At 59.1% G+C, this 17,629-nt stretch carries 17 protein-coding genes and 1 pseudogene; 12 read left to right on the top strand and 6 right to left on the bottom strand.

Going from position 1 to position 17,629, the window contains the following annotated elements; genetic code table 11:
* Nucleotides 1-168 (bottom strand): annotated as a pseudogene (locus OQK_RS30330) (two-component sensor histidine kinase); the annotation flags it as partial.
* The gene (locus tag OQK_RS28520) at nucleotides 168-848 is read right to left on the bottom strand and encodes a heavy metal response regulator transcription factor (protein WP_016775475.1); all 681 of its coding nucleotides are present in this window, start codon (nucleotides 846-848) and stop codon (nucleotides 168-170) included. The pseudogene OQK_RS30330 and the gene OQK_RS28520, both read right to left, overlap by 1 nt.
* 166 nt (nucleotides 849-1,014) lie before the next feature.
* Here OQK_RS28520 and copI point away from each other — a divergent pair, with 166 nt between their 5' ends.
* Both copI and queF read left to right on the top strand, forming a co-directional pair.
* Entirely contained in the window at nucleotides 1,015-1,548 is a 534-nt protein-coding gene (copI, locus tag OQK_RS28515; RefSeq protein ID WP_016775474.1) for a copper-resistant cuproprotein CopI, read from the top strand.
* Nucleotides 1,549-1,609: 61 nt separating this feature from the next.
* Nucleotides 1,610-2,440, top strand: coding sequence for an NADPH-dependent 7-cyano-7-deazaguanine reductase QueF (gene queF / locus OQK_RS28510; protein WP_016775473.1), 831 nt, complete (start codon nucleotides 1,610-1,612; stop codon nucleotides 2,438-2,440).
* 188 nt (nucleotides 2,441-2,628) lie between these two features.
* Here the strand turns inward: queF and OQK_RS28505 are convergent, their stop codons facing one another.
* Together OQK_RS28505 and OQK_RS28500 are read right to left on the bottom strand one after the other, a co-directional pair.
* Nucleotides 2,629-2,892 carry a DUF4404 family protein gene (locus OQK_RS28505; protein ID WP_016775472.1) on the bottom strand — a complete coding sequence of 88 codons (264 nt, stop codon included), beginning with the start codon at nucleotides 2,890-2,892 and terminating at the stop codon, nucleotides 2,629-2,631.
* A 108-nt stretch (nucleotides 2,893-3,000) separates the two neighbouring features.
* Nucleotides 3,001-3,621, bottom strand: coding sequence for a phosphatase (locus OQK_RS28500; RefSeq protein WP_016775471.1), 621 nt, complete (start codon nucleotides 3,619-3,621; stop codon nucleotides 3,001-3,003).
* A gap of 199 nt (nucleotides 3,622-3,820) precedes the next feature.
* Here OQK_RS28500 and OQK_RS28495 point away from each other — a divergent pair, with 199 nt between their 5' ends.
* From OQK_RS28495 to rssC, 3 genes are all read left to right on the top strand, one after another.
* Nucleotides 3,821-4,510: an MlaA family lipoprotein gene (locus OQK_RS28495; protein ID WP_016775470.1), complete on the top strand. Its 690-nt coding sequence runs from the start codon at nucleotides 3,821-3,823 to the stop codon at nucleotides 4,508-4,510.
* Nucleotides 4,511-4,854: 344 nt separating this feature from the next.
* Nucleotides 4,855-6,036: a two-component system response regulator RssB gene (gene rssB / locus OQK_RS28490; protein WP_016775469.1), complete on the top strand. Its 1,182-nt coding sequence runs from the start codon at nucleotides 4,855-4,857 to the stop codon at nucleotides 6,034-6,036.
* Nucleotides 6,036-6,518 (top strand): anti-sigma factor antagonist RssC, encoded by a 483-nt coding sequence (gene rssC / locus OQK_RS28485; RefSeq protein ID WP_003226553.1) that lies wholly within the window; start codon nucleotides 6,036-6,038, stop codon nucleotides 6,516-6,518. The genes rssB and rssC overlap by 1 nt, the downstream gene beginning before the upstream one ends.
* A gap of 197 nt (nucleotides 6,519-6,715) precedes the next feature.
* On the opposite strand, the gene tal is transcribed toward rssC, so the two are convergent.
* Both tal and OQK_RS28475 read right to left on the bottom strand, forming a co-directional pair.
* The gene (gene tal / locus OQK_RS28480; protein WP_016775468.1) at nucleotides 6,716-7,642 is read right to left on the bottom strand and encodes a transaldolase; all 927 of its coding nucleotides are present in this window, start codon (nucleotides 7,640-7,642) and stop codon (nucleotides 6,716-6,718) included.
* A gap of 202 nt (nucleotides 7,643-7,844) precedes the next feature.
* Nucleotides 7,845-8,801, bottom strand: coding sequence for a cellulase family glycosylhydrolase (locus tag OQK_RS28475; RefSeq protein WP_016775467.1), 957 nt, complete (start codon nucleotides 8,799-8,801; stop codon nucleotides 7,845-7,847).
* 289 nt (nucleotides 8,802-9,090) lie between these two features.
* Here OQK_RS28475 and OQK_RS28470 point away from each other — a divergent pair, with 289 nt between their 5' ends.
* From OQK_RS28470 to OQK_RS28440, 7 genes are read left to right on the top strand one after another with little or no spacing between them, the layout of a single operon-like run.
* A complete protein-coding gene (locus OQK_RS28470; RefSeq protein WP_016775466.1) occupies nucleotides 9,091-9,531 on the top strand; it encodes a low molecular weight protein-tyrosine-phosphatase in 441 nt (146 codons plus the stop codon).
* A gap of 39 nt (nucleotides 9,532-9,570) precedes the next feature.
* Nucleotides 9,571-11,793 carry a polysaccharide biosynthesis tyrosine autokinase gene (locus OQK_RS28465; protein WP_016775465.1) on the top strand — a complete coding sequence of 741 codons (2,223 nt, stop codon included), beginning with the start codon at nucleotides 9,571-9,573 and terminating at the stop codon, nucleotides 11,791-11,793.
* 40 nt (nucleotides 11,794-11,833) lie between these two features.
* Entirely contained in the window at nucleotides 11,834-12,916 is a 1,083-nt protein-coding gene (locus OQK_RS28460) for a glycosyltransferase (protein ID WP_016775464.1), read from the top strand.
* A 15-nt stretch (nucleotides 12,917-12,931) separates the two neighbouring features.
* Nucleotides 12,932-14,044 carry a polysaccharide pyruvyl transferase family protein gene (locus OQK_RS28455; protein WP_016775463.1) on the top strand — a complete coding sequence of 371 codons (1,113 nt, stop codon included), beginning with the start codon at nucleotides 12,932-12,934 and terminating at the stop codon, nucleotides 14,042-14,044.
* Nucleotides 14,041-15,273 (top strand): oligosaccharide flippase family protein, encoded by a 1,233-nt coding sequence (locus tag OQK_RS28450; protein ID WP_016775462.1) that lies wholly within the window; start codon nucleotides 14,041-14,043, stop codon nucleotides 15,271-15,273. The genes OQK_RS28455 and OQK_RS28450 overlap by 4 nt, the downstream gene beginning before the upstream one ends.
* Nucleotides 15,264-16,367: a hypothetical protein gene (locus OQK_RS28445; RefSeq protein ID WP_016775461.1), complete on the top strand. Its 1,104-nt coding sequence runs from the start codon at nucleotides 15,264-15,266 to the stop codon at nucleotides 16,365-16,367. Before OQK_RS28450 ends, OQK_RS28445 begins: the two co-directional genes overlap by 10 nt.
* Nucleotides 16,368-16,379: 12 nt before the next feature.
* Nucleotides 16,380-17,426, top strand: coding sequence for an acyltransferase family protein (locus OQK_RS28440; protein ID WP_016775460.1), 1,047 nt, complete (start codon nucleotides 16,380-16,382; stop codon nucleotides 17,424-17,426).
* Nucleotides 17,427-17,629: the final 203 nt, after the last annotated feature.

Here is a 17,629-nt window from a genome sequence, read left to right as displayed (position 1 = left end):
CAAGGCGCGGCGCAGGCCGATCAGTTTCGTCTCCAGTTGTTGCTGATCGAGTTCGATGAAGTGCGCCTCGCTGGCGCGGTCGAACAGCACCCCGGCGAACAGCGAGACCACCGCAGTGCAAGCGGCAAACAACAGCGCCAGGCGCGTGCTCAAGGACCAACGACGCATCACAGCGAACGCTCTTCGAGCACGTAACCCATGCCGCGCACGGTGTGGATCAACTTGTTGGGAAAGTCATCGTCGATCTTCAGGCGCAATCGGCGGATCGCCACTTCGATGACGTTGGTGTCGCTGTCGAAATTCATGTCCCAGACCTGCGAGGCGATCAGCGATTTGGGCAGGACTTCACCCTGACGGCGCAGGAGCATTTCCAGCAGGGCGAATTCCTTGGCGGTCAGGTCGATGCGCTGGCCGCTGCGTTCGACCCGGCGGCGGATCAGATCCAGGCGCAGATCGGCCAGTTGCAGACTGGTTTCCTGGGCGATTCCGCTGCCGCGCCGCAACAGGCTGCGCACCCGCGCGAGCAGCTCGGAAAAGGCGAATGGCTTGACCAGATAATCGTCGGCGCCCAGTTCGAGGCCGTGAACCCTGTCCTCCACCGCGTCTTTGGCGGTGAGAAACAGTACCGGCGTGTCGAGGCCGGCGCTGCGCACTGCTTGGAGAATCTGCCAGCCACTGCGCCCGGGCAGCATTACATCGAGGATCAACAGCGCGTAGTCGCCGCTCAAGGCCAATTGCTGGCCGCTGATCCCATCAGCCACCAGCTCGGTATTGAAACCGGCCTCGGTCAGGCCCTGACGCAGGTAGTGGCCGGTTTTCGCTTGGTCTTCGACGATCAACAGTTTCATGGGCGACTCGGGCTGGTTCGGGATGAAAAAGGGCGAAGGCGTTATACCGTGAGATCCGGCGATAAGCGCCAAGCTGACAAAGTTGTAATCTGCCTGTCAGGTCGATGCCAGCCCTGGGTGGCTAGAGTTTCCCACAGGCTGAACCTTCTCTTGTTGGAGTACGACCATGTTTTTGCGCACCTCGCTGAAAATAGCCGCCTGTCTGCTGGCATTGAGTACGCCAGCTTGGGCGACACCGGTGCACGCCTTCGCCTTCGGCCAGCCGGCAGCGGCGAGCCAGGCCACGCGGACTATCGAAATCGTCATGGGCGACATGAACTTCGACCCGAAAGCCATACAGGTCAAGGCCGGTGAGACCATTCGCTTTGTGCTGGTGAATAAAGGCCAGTTACTGCACGAATTCAACCTCGGTGATGCGGCGATGCATGCCAGTCACCAGCAGGAAATGTTGCAGATGCAGCAAAGCGGCATGCTTACGCCTACCGGCATGAAAGAAATGTCCCACGACATGGCAGGCATGGATCACGCGGCGATGGGCCATGGCATGCAGCATGACGACCCCAACAGCGTACTGGTCGAGCCCGGTAAAACTGCTGAGTTGACCTGGACCTTCAGCAAGGCAACGGCGCTCGAGTTTGCCTGCAATATCCCCGGGCATTATCAGGCGGGCATGGTCGGCAAACTGACAGTCAGTCAGTAAGCACTCAAAGGCGCGGGCAAAGGCTGGTAGAATCCGCTGATTCTTCAGTCAGGTTTCCGCCATGCATCCCGCAGCCGAACATTCGCCGCTGGGCAAATCCAGCGAATACATCGCCACTTACACACCGTCCCTGCTGTTCCCGATTCCGCGTACCGCGAAATGGGCCGAGCTGGGCCTGACCGCCGAAACCCTGCCGTATAAAGGCGTGGATTTCTGGAACTGCTTCGAGCTGTCGTGGCTGCTGCCCTCGGGCAAACCGGTGGTGGCGATCGCTGAATTCAGCATCCCGGCGGACTCGCCGAACATCATCGAATCGAAGTCGTTCAAGCTTTACCTCAACTCGCTGAACCAGACGCCGTTCGCCGACGTCGCCACATTGCAAGCGACGCTGGTCAAGGATCTGTCCGCCGCTGCCGGCAAACCGGTGGGCGTGCGGGTGCGCAGTCTGAAAGACGTGGAAGCTGAAGGCGTGGTGGCGTTGCCGGGCGTGTGCATCGACGATCTGGATATCAGCGTCAGCAATTATGAACACCCGCGTCCGGAGCTGCTGCGTTGCGATGATTCGCGGATCGTTGAAGAGAGCGTGCACAGCCACCTGCTCAAATCCAACTGCCCGGTGACCAGCCAGCCGGACTGGGGCAGCGTGGTAGTGGAATATCGCGGCGCCGCGCTGGATCACGCCAGCCTGCTGGAGTACATCGTCAGCTTCCGCCAGCATTCGGATTTCCATGAGCAATGCGTTGAGCGAATTTTTCTCGATCTGCAGCGGTTGTTGAAGCCGGAGAAACTCACGGTGTTTGCGCGCTATGTACGCCGGGGTGGGCTGGATATCAACCCGTATCGCAGCACTGAAGAGGTGCAGCTGCCGAATCACCGGCTCGTACGTCAATAAAGAAACGGAATGTGCGATATCCCTTGTGGGGGCGAGCCTGCTCGCGAATGCGGTGTTTCATTCAACGATGATGTCGACTGACACGACGCCTTCGCGAGCAGGCTCGCTCCCACAAGGGCTTGCATGCACATTTTGCAAATGAAAAAGCCCTGCCATCGCTGGCAGGGCTTTTTTTGTGCGGCGGGGCGTCAGATGCCCATGCTGCCCAGCGTATTCATGATATTGCGCAGGGTGCCGGCGATCGCCGGGTGTTCGACTTCGAAGCGCTCGACCGCCAGGTTCACGCCGTCGGCGATGCTCGCGTCCTGGGTGGCAGTTTCCAGCTGGATTTCCGATTCGATCTGCGCCATCAGCGCATGCAGATCCTCACGCTCGGCTTCCGACAGCGGTGGATTGTGTTCCAGCTGCTCGCGCAGGGTATCGAGCTGTTTTTGCAGTTCTTGGGCGGGCATGGTGGTTTCCTTTTATCAATAGGCACTGGCATTGACCGCAGCCACGCGCCAAAGGTCTATGGCTGACCTTTAGATTAATCCACTCTCGGTAAACCTGCATGACGCCGATCAGGGCTTTTCGCCTTTGGCGCGGCGCAGGCTGATGTCGGCGAGGCAGGCGTCCAGTTCGCCGAGATGATCGATTACCGAATGCACGCCCAGGCCGAACAACTGCACGGTTGCCTTGCCGCGCAACTTTTCGCGTTCCTTTTGTGACAAAGCCTGCCACTCGCTCGGGCTCAGGCCGCATAGCGAGCCACAGGACGCCAGGCCAATCGTCCATAACCCGGCATTCAGACCGGCCTGTAACAGGCGCGGCTCACCGCTGACCAGCACGCAGCCGTCGAGGCGGTCGATGTTCAAACTCATCAACGCCTGCCAGCACGCGTTGGGCGCTGGCCATGGATTCATTGTTGCTGAATGTTGCGTCGGTTTGATCCAGTCTGGCAGCGAGGCGGCCAGTGGCTGAGCGAGGGCAGCGGGCAATTCGTCGAGCCACGCGCAGGGAGTTCCCTGGCGCTGCAAACTTTTCAGGCTATCGAGTGCGCCGGGTGTAGTTTTGGCATGTTCCGGCTGGGCGTTGAGCTCTTGCGCGGCGCGGGCACCGAAATCCACCAGGCAACCGCTCAGGCCGAACAGCACGGCAGTCAGGCCGGGCGCGGCGACGGGCAAGGTTTCGGCGTGAGTCATGGCAACGTCCCTGAAATAACGCTCAAGACTAGGGCGCTGGGGTGACAGTTGCATGACAGGCGGGTGAAAGCCTGCGTAGGAAACTTCCTGCATATCCTTGCAGCGGCGCACTGCCCAAATCGCCGTTTATGCTTATACTAGCGGCCTTAATGCTTGGGCCGAGAGGTCCGCGCCAGTATCAAATCCAAGGAGTTTTTCTATGCGCTGGAGCCCTTCGCTCACTCAGCTAAGTGTATGTGCCAGCCTGTTGCTGGCGCCGTTCGCCACCCAGGCGGCCACCGAAGAAGACCCTTGGGAAAGCGTCAACCGGCCGATTTTCCAGTTCAACGACTTCGTTGATACTTACGCGCTGAAGCCTTTGGCGCAGGGCTATGAGTTCATCACCCCGCAGTTCGTTGAAGACGGCATTCACAATATGTTCCGCAACGTCGGTGACGTGACCAACCTGGCGAACAACATTCTCCAGGCCAAACCGGCTGCAGCGGGCGTTGATACCGCCCGACTGATTTTCAACACCACCTTCGGTCTGCTCGGCTTCTTCGACGTCGGCACCAAGATGGGCTTGAACCGCAGCGACGAAGACTTCGGTCAGACCCTCGGTTACTGGGGCGTGGGCAGCGGCCCGTACGTGATGCTGCCGTTGATGGGCCCGAGCACCCTGCGTGACGCACCGTCGAAATACGTCGACAGCTTCACCGGCGCGTACCGCTACATCGACCACGTGCCGACGCGTAACTCGATCTTCGGCCTGAACATCGTCGACACCCGCGCCAGCCTGCTGTCGAGCGAGAAGCTAATCAGCGGCGACAAATACACCTTCATCCGCAATGCTTACCTGCAAAACCGCGAGTTCAAGGTGAAGGACGGTCAGGTCGAAGACGATTTCTGATTTCGACCGGCGACAGAAAGGCGACCCTCGGGTCGCCTTTTTTGTCCGCGCCAGAGCGTCACCGGCGACTGCCGCTACCTTCCATCGGGTTACCGTTGAAGCGGTTCTTATAACTCCCGGTGATTTGACAAACAAAGTCGTCAAGCGACAATCGGCGCATGCTTGAAACGCTCTGCGGATGGGAGTACCGTCTGCGCCTTAGAAGGGCACCTCTGTTTAAAACCGCGCGCCAGGCGAATGCTTGAAAGCGCTGCAACAGAGAGGCTAGAAAGCGAATCCAGTAGTCTGCGCAGGGCCGTTGCCCCGCTCACTACGCCAACCTAATTCTGGCGCCGTTTGCCCACATGCCAAAAACCAGTGCCACGCTGCTGATAATCGATGATGACGAGGTAGTGCGCGCGAGCCTCGCGGCCTATCTGGAAGACAGTGGTTTCAGCGTCCTGCAGGCCGGCAACGGTCAACAGGGTCTTCAGGTATTCGAGCAAGACGAGCCCGATCTGGTCATCTGCGATCTGCGCATGCCGCAGATGGGCGGTCTCGAACTGATCCGTCAGGTCACCGAGCGCTCACCCGATACACCGGTGATCGTGGTCTCGGGTGCCGGGGTGATGAACGACGCGGTCGAGGCCCTGCGCCTGGGCGCGGCGGATTACCTGATCAAGCCTCTCGAAGATCTGGCTGTGCTCGAGCACTCCGTGCGCCGGGCCCTGGATCGTGCGCGGCTGCTGGTGGAAAACCAGCGCTACAGCGAGAAGCTGGAAAAGGCCAACCGCGAGCTCGAAGCCAGCCTGAACCTGCTCCAGGAAGACCAGAACGCCGGTCGCCAGGTGCAGATGAACATGCTGCCGGAAAGCCCGTGGAGCATTGACGAATTCAATTTTGCCCATCAGATCATCCCGTCGCTGTACCTGTCGGGTGATTTTGTCGACTATTTCCGCGTTGACGAGCGCCGGGTCGCGTTTTATCTGGCGGATGTTTCCGGGCATGGCGCGTCATCAGCCTTCGTCACCGTGCTGCTGAAGTTCATGACCACGCGTTTGCTCTTCGAATCGAAACGCAGCGGTACCTTGCCGGAGTTCAAGCCTTCGGAAGTGCTCGGTCATATCAACCGGGGACTGATCAGTTGTAAGCTGGGTAAACACGTCACAATGGTCGGTGGAGTCATCGACGAGGAGACCGGTTTGTTGACCTATAGCATCGGCGGCCATCTGCCGTTGCCTGTGTTGTACACGCCTGACAGTGTTCGTTATCTCGAAGGCCGTGGTTTGCCGGTGGGGCTTTTCAACGAAGCCACTTACGAAGACCACGTGCTTGAGCTGCCGCCGACGTTCAGCCTGACGCTGATGTCTGATGGCATTCTGGACCTTTTGCCGGAAGCAACGCTCAAAGAAAAAGAGGCTGCTTTGCCCGAACGGGTGAAGTCAGCGGGCGGCAGCCTGGATGGTCTGCGGCAAGTGTTTGGTTTGGCCACGCTAGGGGAGATGCCGGATGATATCGCCCTGTTGGTGTTGAGCAGGAATCTTTAATGAGTACCGGTAGAATCCAGTTCGCCGAGCAGGACGGCACCTTCGTCCTGAAGTTCGTCGGTGAAGTTCGCCTGACCCTGTGTTCGGCGTTGGATGCGACTATTGAGAAAATCTTCACCGCGCTGAATTTCAACGCGATCGTGATCGATTTGACCGAAACCCGCAGCATCGACAGCACCACCCTCGGCCTGCTGGCCAAACTGTCGATCCTGTCGCGGCAGAAGGTCGGCCTTTTGCCGACGGTTGTCACCACCCACGAAGACATCACTCGGCTTTTGCAGTCGATGGGCTTCGAGCAGGTGTTCAACATTGTCAACCACCCGGTGCCGTGCCCGGAGTGCCTGGACGACCTGCCGGATCAGGACCAATCCGAAGAAGTGGTGCGAATCAAGGTGCTGGAAGCGCACAAGATTCTCATGGGCCTGAACGATTCCAATCGGGAAGCGTTTCATGATCTGGTGAATGCGCTGGAAAGACACTGATCTCGTGAATTGATGGTGTCTGGGCTGGCCTCTTCGCGAGCAAGCTCGCTCCCACACTGGATCAGTTCGATCACAAATCCCCTTGTGGGAGCGAGCTTGCTCGCGAAGGTTTCAGTTCGGTCAACGCGCCTCTCAATGCAGAATGAAAAAGGGCGAACCTGTGAAGGTTCGCCCTTTTTGCATTCTACAAACTCAAATCACAGCTTGGCCTGCAGCAACGCTTCCAGCTTCTCCTGGTCGCGCGCGAACTGACGGATGCCTTCAGCCAGTTTCTCGGTGGCCATCGCGTCTTCGTTGGACAACCAGCGGAATTGCGCTTCGTTGAGGCTCAGACGCGCTTCACCGGCATTGCCCGGCGCCAGTTTGCGTTCCAGCTTGCCGGTGTCGGCGGCGAGCTTCTCCAGCAGTTCCGGGCTGATGGTCAAGCGATCGCAGCCAGCCAGTTGTTCGATCTGGTTGATGTTACGGAAGCTGGCACCCATGACCACGGTCTTGTAGTCATTGGCCTTGTAGTAGTTGTAGATGCGCGTCACCGACTGCACGCCCGGATCATCAGCGCCGGTGTAGTCGTTGCCGTTGGCTTTCTTGTACCAGTCGTAGATACGGCCCACGAACGGCGAAATCAGGAACACCCCGGCGTCGGCGCAGGCGGCGGCCTGGGCGAAAGAGAACAGCAGGGTCAGATTGGTCTGGATGCCTTCCTTCTCGAGGATCTCGGCGGCGCGGATGCCTTCCCAGGTCGAGGCGATCTTGATCAGCACGCGGTCGCGGCCGACGCCGGCCTTGTCGTACAGCTCGATCAGACGATGCGCACGCTTGAGGATCGCATCCTGGTCGAAGGACAGGCGCGCATCCACTTCGGTGGAGATGCGGCCCGGAACCACGTTGAGAATTTCCTTGCCCACTGCCACGCCGAAACGGTCGCTGGCCAGGCCGACATCGCCCTTGCAGTCGCGAACGCAATCGTTCAGCAGTTCGGCGTAACCGTGAATGGCCGAAGCCTTGAGCAGCAGGGAAGGGTTGGTGGTGGCATCGGTCGGTTTGACTCGGGCGATCGCTTCGAAGTCGCCGGTGTCGGCAACCACGGTGGTGAACTGTTTGAGTTGTTCCAGCTTGGAAGTCATGGGCGTGCTCTATCCTATGGGTCTGAAGACATTACCCGAGCGCTGACGGGCACTCAAGGGTGCATTCGTGGATCGATGGCCCCTGCGGCAACAACCTGAAAACGATTGTTTGAAAGGTGGGGCGCGGTGTCGCTGAATACGATGCCAAAACAGCCCACAGGTTCAAAGCAACCGACCTGTGAACAGACCGGTTGCCCAATGCCTACTCAGCGTTCAACAGACCTTCTACCGACAAGCGCGCCGGTTTTGGCTGGCCGTCAGAGGTGAGAAAGCCGAAGTTCTTTTCGCGATCGTTGCTGCCGGAATCACTGTTCCGCCATTCATAGATAGACGTCAGGGGAATATTCAGGCGTTTAACGTCGGTAATAAACGCGTTGATCTTGGTCGCTTGCCCCTCGGGACCACCGTTGGAGGCGAGGGCCGACACCCCCCATTCACTGATGACCCCCGGCAGATTGAAGTTCTGCTGGATGAAGGTCTGTGCGTTGCTGATCTGCGTCGCGGTCATCCCATAAGGATGATACGAAACCGCGTTGAGGCATTTCGGGTAATCGCTGACGATACTTTTCATCGCTACCGTCGACGCCGAGCCCGCGCTTGGCGGCCGGGCGAAGCCGAAACCGACCCGTGGCGTCGTCTGCGGCTGACCTTCGAAGGCCTTGCACATGCCAGCCATGAACGGCACGAAGGTGGTATCGAAATTGCGCGTCGGCCAATAGGTTTCCAGGTCCGGCTCGTTCCAGATTTCGATCGCCACCAATTGCGAACTCCAGGTTTTTTCCAGCCCGGTCACGGTGGTGGCGAACTTACCGCCGGCGGCGTTCAGCTCCTCGGGCGACGTGGCCGGCAATGCCTTGATCGCGCGCACCGTCAGCAGCACCGGCAGGCCGGCGGAAGCGGCGGCGGCGAAGGCGTCGCTGACCTGTTTCTGATACGTCTTGGCGGTGAGGCTGTCGCTCCACACACCGAAGCGCACAAAGCTGAAGCCTGCGGCCTTGATTTGCGCGGCATCGGCGGCGGTGAAGCTCTGGATTTTCACCTGCACGCCGATGGTTTTTGCTGGAAGGTTGGGGAACAGCTCACTGGCGTGAACCTGGCTGGTGGCACCGAGCGCCATCAGGGCGAGGGCGGCGAGTGTATTGCGCTGTGCTGTTTTCATGTCTGCTCTCCTGAAGAGAATGACAACTACGAATATTTATCCCGTTACTCAATTTCCGATAACGGTGATGGCACTAAGTGCGCGAATGTTATTTTTTGTCAGGAAAACAGCAACTGAAAATCACAGTTATTTTTAGTCCGCTAATTGTGGTTGGGGCGGCTTAAAACGCTGTGGTACTTAATGTTCCTGTACTAACAGGGCGAAGCTATTTCTGAGTGCAGGAAAGTCGTGAGGGTTCATTAACTTTCACGGCATGTTGGCTGTTTGATATTACACAGGAAAGCAAGACTTGTTCAAAAAGATCCTCGTTGTCTGCGTGGGCAATATATGCCGAAGTCCGACGGCTGAACTGCTGCTGCGCAACGCGCTGGGCCCGTCCGCTATCACCGTGTCCTCAGCCGGCCTGTCCGCCCGCGTGGGCGAGGGCGTGGAAGCCTCGGCGCGGCAGGTTCTCGAAGAGCACGGGCATTGCGCGGAGGCTTTCAAGGCGCGGCAACTGACCTCGGACATCGTCAATGACTCGGACCTGATCCTGGTCATGGAAAAAGCCCACGTCAATCAAGTGCTGAAGATTGCCTCGCACGCCCGAGGCAAAGTGTTTCTGCTCGGTAAATGGCAGAGCGAGCGCGAAATACATGATCCGTATCGTCAAGGCAAAGCCGCGTTTATTCATGCCCACGCATTGATTGAAGATGCTGTTAGTTCATGGGCGAAGCGTCTCGGGCATTGATGAATCTTCTTCAGAACAGTAAATGGTAAGAACAGACTTATGCAGTTACCGTCCGTAATCGGCACCCGCGACAATGATCAAGACAGTATTGATCTGCTCGGCATCTTCGGCAGCCTGATCGACCAGAAGTGGCTGATCGGCGCGCTGACCGGTGCCTTCATGGTCACCGGCGTCGCCTATGCGGTTCTGGCGACGCCCGTGTACCTGGCGAACGCGCTGGTGCAGGTCGAACCGAAAAAGAACGACATGCTCGGTTTCTCCGACCTCAACAGCATGCTCGGTGGGCAATCGCCGTCAGTGACCGAAATCGGCATCATCAAATCCCGCGCGGTGATCGGCAAAACCGTTGACGACCTGCGCCTGGATATCGACGTCACCCCCAACACGTTCCCGTTGCTCGGCGGCTTCCTTTCGCGGCGCTATCGCGGTGACAGCGAGACCAGCGTCGCGCCGCCGCGTTTCGGTTTGCACAGTTACGCCTGGGGCGGCGAACGTCTGGAATTCAATCGGCTGCAATTGCCGAAAGACCTGCTCGGCAAGAAACTTACCCTGATCGCCGGCGAGCAGCAGCGCTTTGAGCTGTTCGATGAAAACGACAATCTGCTCGCCGAAGGCGTCGCCGGCGAAGCGTTTGCCAATGACGGTGTAGAAGGGCAGATCGCGCACTTGTCGGCCAACCCCGGCACGCGCTTTCAGGTGGTGCGCAATCCACGCATCGTGACCATTCAGGGCTATCAGGATGCGCTGGATATCTCCGAACAGGGCAAGGAGTCGGGGATCATTCGTCTGGCGCTGGCCAGCTCCGACGCGGCCGAGGCGGTGAAGATCCTCAACAAGATCGCCTCGCTCTACGTCGAGCAAAACGTACGGCGCACTTCGGCGGAAGCTGCGCAGAGCCTCGCCTTCCTGCAAAGCCAGTTGCCCCAGGTCAAGCGTGATCTGGCCAAGGCCAGCGACGCCTTGAATGCCTACCAGACCCACGGCAAGACCGTGAACATCTCGCTGGAAACCCAGTCGGTGCTGGGCCAGTCGGTGGCGCTGGAAACGCGCATCTCCGAACTGAAAATGCAGCAGGCCGAGCTTGATCGCAAGTTCACCAAACAGCACCCGGCCTATCGCGCCTTGATGACGCAGATCGGCGAATTGACCCAGCAGCAGAAATCCCTCGAAGGCAAGGTTCAGGACTTGCCGGCCACCCAGCAGGAACTGCTCAACCTGACCCGCGACGTCGAGGTGGCTTCGCAGATCTACACGCAGTTGCTGAACAAATCCCAAGAACTCGACATCGTCCGCGCCGGGGCCGTCGGTAACGTGCGCCTGATCGACACTGCCGATGTCGACCTGACCAATCCGATCAAACCCAAAAAACCACTGATCGTGCTGATCGCGACATTGCTCGGCGCGTTTGTCGGCGTGGCGCTGGTGCTGCTGCGCAAATCCCTCAGCCGAGGCCTTGAAGGCCCGGAGGGCATCGAGCAGTTGGGCCTGCCGGTTTATGCGTCGATTCCCTACAGCGCCTTGCAGGAAGAAGAGGACAACAAAAAGGGCCGCGCCCGCGACGGCGTCGACAAACCTGCGTACCTGCTGGCGCTGCGCAACCCGACCGATCTGTCGATCGAATCGATCCGCAGCCTGCGCACCTGCCTGCATTTTGCCGGGCTCGATTCGACCAACAACCGCATCATGATTTCCGGGCCGAGCCCGCAGGTCGGCAAGACCTTCGTCTCGTCCAACCTTGCGGCGGTCATGGCCCTGAGCGGCCAGCGCGTGGTGCTGATCGATGCCGACATGCGCAAAGGGCACCTGCACAAAACCCTCAACACGCCGATCAGCAACGGTCTGTCCGACCTGCTGGTCAAGCGCTGCACCCTTGAACAGGCGATCAACAAAGTCGAAGTCGACAACCTGCACTTCATCAGCCGGGGACAGGTGCCGCCTAATCCTTCCGAGCTGCTGATGCACGCCAACTTCCGCGAACTGCTGGCAGAACTCAGCGAGCGCTACGACCTGGTGATCATCGACACGCCGCCGCTGTTGGCAGTGACCGATGCCGCCATCGTCGGTCGCGAGGCCGGCATCAGCCTGATCGTCACCCGCTTCGGGGTGAACCCGGCCAAAGAGATCGAACTGACCATTCGCCGCTTCGCCCAGAACGGCATCGAGTTGAAAGGCGCGGTGTTCAACGGCGTCGAGAAGCGTGCGGCCAGCTATTACGGCGGCACTGGCTATTACAACTACGAATACGCGTCCGACAAATCCTGATGGTTGCCGATTGTTCTTTCCTGTTTGAAGTGGGTGAGCTGTGAAAAAAATACTGCACGTGGCAGAGACGATCAAAGGTGGCGTGGCGACGGTGATCCGCACGATCTCGGCATCCCCCGAAGATGACGCAGCGAATTATCAACTGGTCTATCTGGTGCCCGAGGATCAGGCCAAGGAGCTGCACGGCATCGCCCCGCAGCAGGTGCGCACCTTTCCACGCAGTGGTCGCAACGTGCCGTCGCTGCTGCGTTTCGCCTGGCGTCTGAGCCAGGTGCTGCTCAAGGAAAAGCCCGACGTGGTGCATTTGCACAGCACCTTTTCCGGAGTTATCGGCCGTGTGGTGTGTGTGCTGTTGCGACCATGGCGCAAGCCGAAAATAGTCTACTGCCCGCACGCGTTTTCGTTCCTGATGGAAAGCTCGCCGACCAAGCAGAAGGTCTATGCGTGGATCGAGCGCGTGCTGCAGAAAGTCACCGACGTGATCATCTGCGTCAGCCAGTACGAGCTGGATAAAGCCGCGCGTTTCGGCATCGAGCGCAAGCGCATGAAGCTGATCTACAACGGCATTCATCACAAGGACGACGCACCGAAAAGCGCTGGCGCCGAGCCGATTCATCTGCTGTTCGTCGGGCGTCTGGATTACCAGAAAGGCTTCGACGTGCTGCTCAAGGCCTACGCCAAGGTCAATCGCAACGACCTCAAACTGACGGTGGTTGGCAGTGCGGTCAACGAAGACTCGGTCGAGTGCCCGCCGATGGATTCGGTCGAGTACCTGCCGTGGGTGACCCCGAGTGAAGTGCAGGCGCTGTATCAGAAAGCCGATGCGCTGATCGTGCCGAGTCGCTGGGAAGGCTTTGCCATGGTGCCGCTGGAAGGCATGGCCATGGGGCTGCCGGTGATTGCCAGCAACTGCACCTCGCTGCCGGAACTGGTCACCAATGAAGTGTCCGGCTACGTCTTCCCCTCCGGCGATCACCAGGCGCTGGCCGATGTTTTGACGATCATCCAGAAGCCGCGCCTGCTCGACCTCGGCAATGAAGGCCGGAGCATTGTTCGCGAACGCTTCAGCGCCGCGTTGATGATCCGCCAGACCTACGACCTGTATCACGCTCCCACTTATTAAGTAGAACTCAAGCTTATGAACGTAACGATTTTGCATGGCTACAGTGCGTCCAACTCCGGTGACGGTCTGCTCGTCGATCTGGCCATTGCTCTGGTGCAGCGTAACTTCGGTGACGACACCGCGATCAGTGTCGTGGCGTCCGACCCTGAGTCGTTCAACTATCTGCCGCACCCGCGTTTCGATGCGCCGGTGATGGCGGCCAAAGGTCTTGGCCGGGTCAAGCAAGCGGTGTTTCTCAATCAGTCCTACGCCGGGCTCGCCGATCTGCTGAAGAAGACCGATCTGATCGTCGGCGTTGGCGGTGGTTACATGCGTTCGAAAAGCGCCTTCGAGCACATCAAGCTGAAGCTCGGCCATGCCAAGCAACTGGAAACCGCGATTCTCAGCAAAGTGCCGTCGGTGTACCTGCCGCAGAGCATCGGCCCGTTCCACGGTGAGAGCAGCAAGATCGTTGAACACTACGCCAGCGCCGATGCGGTGTTCGTGCGTGACAACCGTTCCTCGGCAATTTTTGATGCTTGCGAAAACGTCTACCGCGCGCCGGATCTGGCGGTGCAGTCGCTGGCGAGCAAGATTCTTCAGCAACCGAAATTCACCCGCTGCGCCGCCTCGCCGGCGACAGTCTGCGTGGTGCTGCGCAAGCCCCCGGAGTGGAGCAAAGAGAAGAAGGTCGCCTACGTGGCCAATCTGAAACTGCTGCTGCAGCGTCTGAAGAACAAAAGCAAAGTGGTCTGCGCCGTGCAAAGCGCCGTACGTGGCAACGATGACGGCGCGTTCTACCGCGAGCTGGGCATCAACGAAGATCTGCTGTCGCTGAAGGCAACCATTGCCAAGTACCAACCGGACCTGGTGATCTCGGTGCGTCTGCACGGCGCCATCGAATCGCTGCTCTCCGGCGTGCCGGCGTATCACATCAGCTACGAGCGCAAAGGCTTTGGCGCCTATCAGGACATGGGCGTCGAGGACTGGGTGATCAACGGCGGCGACATCGACGTCGACACCATCATCGACACCGTTTACGCGCCCAATGCCTTGGCGGATTTCGGCAAGCGCCTGACCGACACTTGCCGCGAAATCGAAGCGAAAACCGTGGCCATGGACGAAATCATCAAGGGTGTCGTTCGATGATATTTCGGCTGTTGCTTCGCGGCGGAGCCTTGGGCGCGAAGTTCTTGCTGGTGTTGGCCATCACCCATTACCTCGGTTACGAGGCGCTGGGTTTTTACGGTGTGGTGGTCGCGGCGTCGTTGATCGCCTCGAAGTTCTACAGCGTCGGCTTCAGTTCCGAAATCAACCGGCTGATCAGCGTCGGCGGCAGTTCGCGGCGGGTGGTCGACAAGGTTCTGCTGCTGTATCTGGCGGTGGGGCTGTTGTTGTCGGTGCTGACGGTGCTGATCTATTCGCTGTTCCAGTCGGTGGAAGCGACCGCCACGTTGATCCTGTGCGTGACCCTGGTGCTGCTCACCGAGCACCTGTCGTTCGAAATCAATTCCTTCGTGTTCTCCGCGCAGAAAGCCACCGCCGGTGCCCTGCTGTTCTTCATCAAGACCGGCCTGTGGGCGGTGTTGGCGGTGGGCGGCATGGTGCTCGGCTGGGTCGCGGGCATCGCCAGTGTGTTGTGGCTGTGGGTCGCCGCCAACGTGCTGGTGATCATCGCCGGTTATTTGATCGTGGTGAACGTGCACAAGGGCCGCGAAGCAGCGGCACTGGACACCGCGACGGTGTGGAAGGCCGGGTTGCCGTTCTATCTCGGCACCGGTCTGATCGCCCTGAGTCAGTACGCCGAGCGCTTTCTGATCATCGACCTGGAGCCTTACGCCAGCCTCGGTAAATACGTGTACGCGTGGTCAGCGGCCAATACCTTGCAGGCGTTGTCGTATGCGGTGGTGGCAGTGGTCGGCATTCCGGTGCTGGCCAAGCGTTTCCAGGCCGATCAACAGGCGTTCACGGTCAGGCAACTGTTCGTCAACAAATGGGTGATGCGCTCGCTGGTGGTTTCCGCCGTTGTGGCCGTGGCGATCTATGTGTTTTTCAATGTGCTGCTCGATTACGTCGCCAGCAGCGTGCCGCGCCCGGATAACGCGCTCCTCGCGGTGCTGATCTTTTCCTTTGCTTTGCGGGCGATCGGCGACATCGTCTGGGGCGGTTTGATTGCCTCGAAAACCAGCCGGGTGTCGCTGGCCAGCGCGGCGCTCTGCCTGCTGATTTCGGTGCCGGTCAGCTATGTGCTGATCAAGCATTACTCGATCTATGGCGCGGCGTGGGGCAACGTTTTCGCCATCGTCGTGCAGCTCAGTGTGATTGCAGTGTTGACCCGTGTCACCGGCGCGAAAAAGGCTGCGCTGTCATGGGCCTGAAACTGCCGCGCATCGAGTTTCGTGGGCGCAAATTCGATTCGTCGATTTCCTTTCTGATCCTGTTCACTGGGCTGTTTCTGTCAGTGGCGATGCCGTTGCTGGTGCCGCGTGATCCGGGGCCGGATGCGATGACCTTGTGGTCGTCATATGCGCGCGCCGACAACTGCAATTTCTGGAACCCGTTCTCGCCGGATCGCTCGTCCTACGAATGTTCGGCGTTCCTGCTGCGGCCCACCGGGATCAACCTGACCAACGCCTGGGCCTACGGCATGTTCTGCAATTTCTTCCTCACTGCAATTCCGGTGGTGGTGTTTCGGCGCATGCCGCTGACCATTTTCGGCACCCTGTGCCTGTGGGGCATCGTGCGTTCGTTTTTCCTCGAGAACCTGACCAAGGAAATCATCGTGTCGGTGGCGGTGTTGAGCATTCTGCTCAGCGCATTGACGCGCAAATATCGCGGCGGTTTTTTCCTCTCGGCGGTGATTTACGGGGTGCTGATCCGGCCGTACTGGATCCTGTTTTCGCTGTCGTGGGTCGGCGTCTGCGTGATGAAAAAGTACGTCTCGCGCTTCACCTTCTTTCTGATGCTGTTCCTGTTTTATCTGGCGGTGGCCATGGCCATTCAGCTGGCGCTGGGCTTTCCGGTGTCATCGATCCGCGCGAGCAACAACGAGCTGCGCACGGCGGGCGAGGAGGGCTCGAAATCGCTGATCGTCTCGTGGCTCAGCGGCAGCGACTTCGTCTCCCAGGCACTGGACTCGATGATCATTTTCTTTCGGCTGTCGTTTCCGGTTGAGCTGATTCTGCTGTCCGGGCCGGGGCAGGTGATCTTCGTTGCGCTGATGATCATGACCGCGCTGCTGCTGTTCAAAGTCATCACTTCGACCGACTACAAGGGCGCGCCGATCCAGACCAAACCCAAGGAACTGATCGCGATTCCGCTGGCGTTTCTGTTGGTGCAAGGCTTGTTCGAGCCGGACTTCGGCTCCTTCGCCCGCCACTTCTCGATGGTGGTGCCGGTGTTGTTCGTCGGCCTGGGCTTGATGCTGCGCGCGAACAAACCGGTGCAGGTCGAATCAAGAATTCTCACTTAAGGCAGGTGCTCTATGTCGAGCAAGAAAAAATCCCTGGAGATCGAAACCCTGCGCGGCCTGGCGTGCCTGCTGCTGGTGCTCTATCACGTCATCGGCCCGCTGGGCGGCGGCTTGAAGATCGACATCGGCTCGCCGTTCCGGGTCATCGCCGACTCGATGGTGTACGTGCGCATGCCGCTGTTCACGTTCATCTCCGGCTACATCTATTCGATCTACAAGATTCGCGGCAATGACTTTTCCGCGTTCTTCGCCGGCAAGGTGCGGCGGCTGATCGTGCCGCTGTTCTGCGTCGGCGTGCCGTTCTCGGTGCTGCAAGCGGTGGGGCCGGGGGTGAACAAGGACGTCGGCGTGATCGATGCGTTGTTGTCGTTCTGGGTGCCGATCAACCACTTCTGGTTCCTGCAGGCGGTGTTCAGCATTTTCATCTTCGTCGGCTTGCTGGAATGGCGCGGCCTGTTGCATTCAGCAACGCGGCTGTATGGCTTGTTTGCGTTTGCGGCAGTGTTGTTCCTGCTGCCGCCGTTGCCGCTGGATGCGTTCGGTATCAACGGTGCGATTTACCTGCTGCCGTTTTTTGTTGCAGGGATGATCGGTCAGGAAAATGTCGATGTTTTGAAGCAGCGTTTCAAAGTGATCGGGCCGCTGTTGTTTGTGTTGATTTCACTGACGCTGTTGTACGTCGCGGCGATTGATCGTGAGCTGATTGTCGATCGCCGCAGCCTGATTGGTTTGACGGTGGGGTGCGTGTCTTGTATCGCATTGCTGTCGAGTGACATGCGCTCGAAAGCGCTGACCTGGCTCGGCGGGTATTCCTATGCGATTTTCCTTTTTCATGTGCTGTTTGCCGCGACCTCGCGGTTTGTCCTTGGGCGCCTCGGCGTGAAGGATGAGAGCTTGCTGGTGCTGGGTGGTCTGAGTTGTGGATTGCTCGGGCCGGTGCTGTTGGCGATGGTGTTCAGTCGTTTCAACTTCACTTCGGTGCTGTTCCTTGGCGAGCGTGCGGCGAAGAAAAAAGCACCGGTGATTGTGGCTCCGGTGGTGCAGACGCAGAACAGCTGAAAGCTTCGCGAGCAGGCTCGCTCCCACAGAGGTTGTGTGAATTGCACAAGGTCTTTTGTGGGAGCGAGCCTGCTCGCGAAGGGGCCATCCCGGACAAAGGAAATATTCAATGATGCCAGTTGACGCCCCTCAACCCGTCGCCACCACGGCCATCACGGTAGACGATGCCCGCCAGCGCTTTGCGCAGTGGCGCGAGGGCAAGG

This window comes from Pseudomonas sp. R62 (assembly GCF_000257605.1).
In the GTDB taxonomy this organism is placed as follows: Bacteria; Pseudomonadota; Gammaproteobacteria; order Pseudomonadales; family Pseudomonadaceae; genus Aquipseudomonas; species Aquipseudomonas atacamensis.
This window is presented reverse-complemented; position numbering and strand designations above follow the sequence as displayed.

What these genes read in the sequence shown, in the direction of transcription:
- OQK_RS28520 (WP_016775475.1), bottom strand. Translation starts at nt 848, where the DNA reads ATGAAACTGTTGATCGTCGAAGACCAAGCGAAAACCGGCCACTACCTG.
- copI (WP_016775474.1), top strand. Translation starts at nt 1,015, where the DNA reads ATGTTTTTGCGCACCTCGCTGAAAATAGCCGCCTGTCTGCTGGCATTG.
- queF (WP_016775473.1), top strand. Translation starts at nt 1,610, where the DNA reads ATGCATCCCGCAGCCGAACATTCGCCGCTGGGCAAATCCAGCGAATAC.
- OQK_RS28505 (WP_016775472.1), bottom strand. Translation starts at nt 2,892, where the DNA reads ATGCCCGCCCAAGAACTGCAAAAACAGCTCGATACCCTGCGCGAGCAG.
- OQK_RS28500 (WP_016775471.1), bottom strand. Translation starts at nt 3,621, where the DNA reads ATGACTCACGCCGAAACCTTGCCCGTCGCCGCGCCCGGCCTGACTGCC.
- OQK_RS28495 (WP_016775470.1), top strand. Translation starts at nt 3,821, where the DNA reads ATGCGCTGGAGCCCTTCGCTCACTCAGCTAAGTGTATGTGCCAGCCTG.
- rssB (WP_016775469.1), top strand. Translation starts at nt 4,855, where the DNA reads ATGCCAAAAACCAGTGCCACGCTGCTGATAATCGATGATGACGAGGTA.
- rssC (WP_003226553.1), top strand. Translation starts at nt 6,036, where the DNA reads ATGAGTACCGGTAGAATCCAGTTCGCCGAGCAGGACGGCACCTTCGTC.
- tal (WP_016775468.1), bottom strand. Translation starts at nt 7,642, where the DNA reads ATGACTTCCAAGCTGGAACAACTCAAACAGTTCACCACCGTGGTTGCC.
- OQK_RS28475 (WP_016775467.1), bottom strand. Translation starts at nt 8,801, where the DNA reads ATGAAAACAGCACAGCGCAATACACTCGCCGCCCTCGCCCTGATGGCG.
- OQK_RS28465 (WP_016775465.1), top strand. Translation starts at nt 9,571, where the DNA reads ATGCAGTTACCGTCCGTAATCGGCACCCGCGACAATGATCAAGACAGT.
- OQK_RS28455 (WP_016775463.1), top strand. Translation starts at nt 12,932, where the DNA reads ATGAACGTAACGATTTTGCATGGCTACAGTGCGTCCAACTCCGGTGAC.
- OQK_RS28450 (WP_016775462.1), top strand. Translation starts at nt 14,041, where the DNA reads ATGATATTTCGGCTGTTGCTTCGCGGCGGAGCCTTGGGCGCGAAGTTC.
- OQK_RS28445 (WP_016775461.1), top strand. Translation starts at nt 15,264, where the DNA reads ATGGGCCTGAAACTGCCGCGCATCGAGTTTCGTGGGCGCAAATTCGAT.
- OQK_RS28440 (WP_016775460.1), top strand. Translation starts at nt 16,380, where the DNA reads ATGTCGAGCAAGAAAAAATCCCTGGAGATCGAAACCCTGCGCGGCCTG.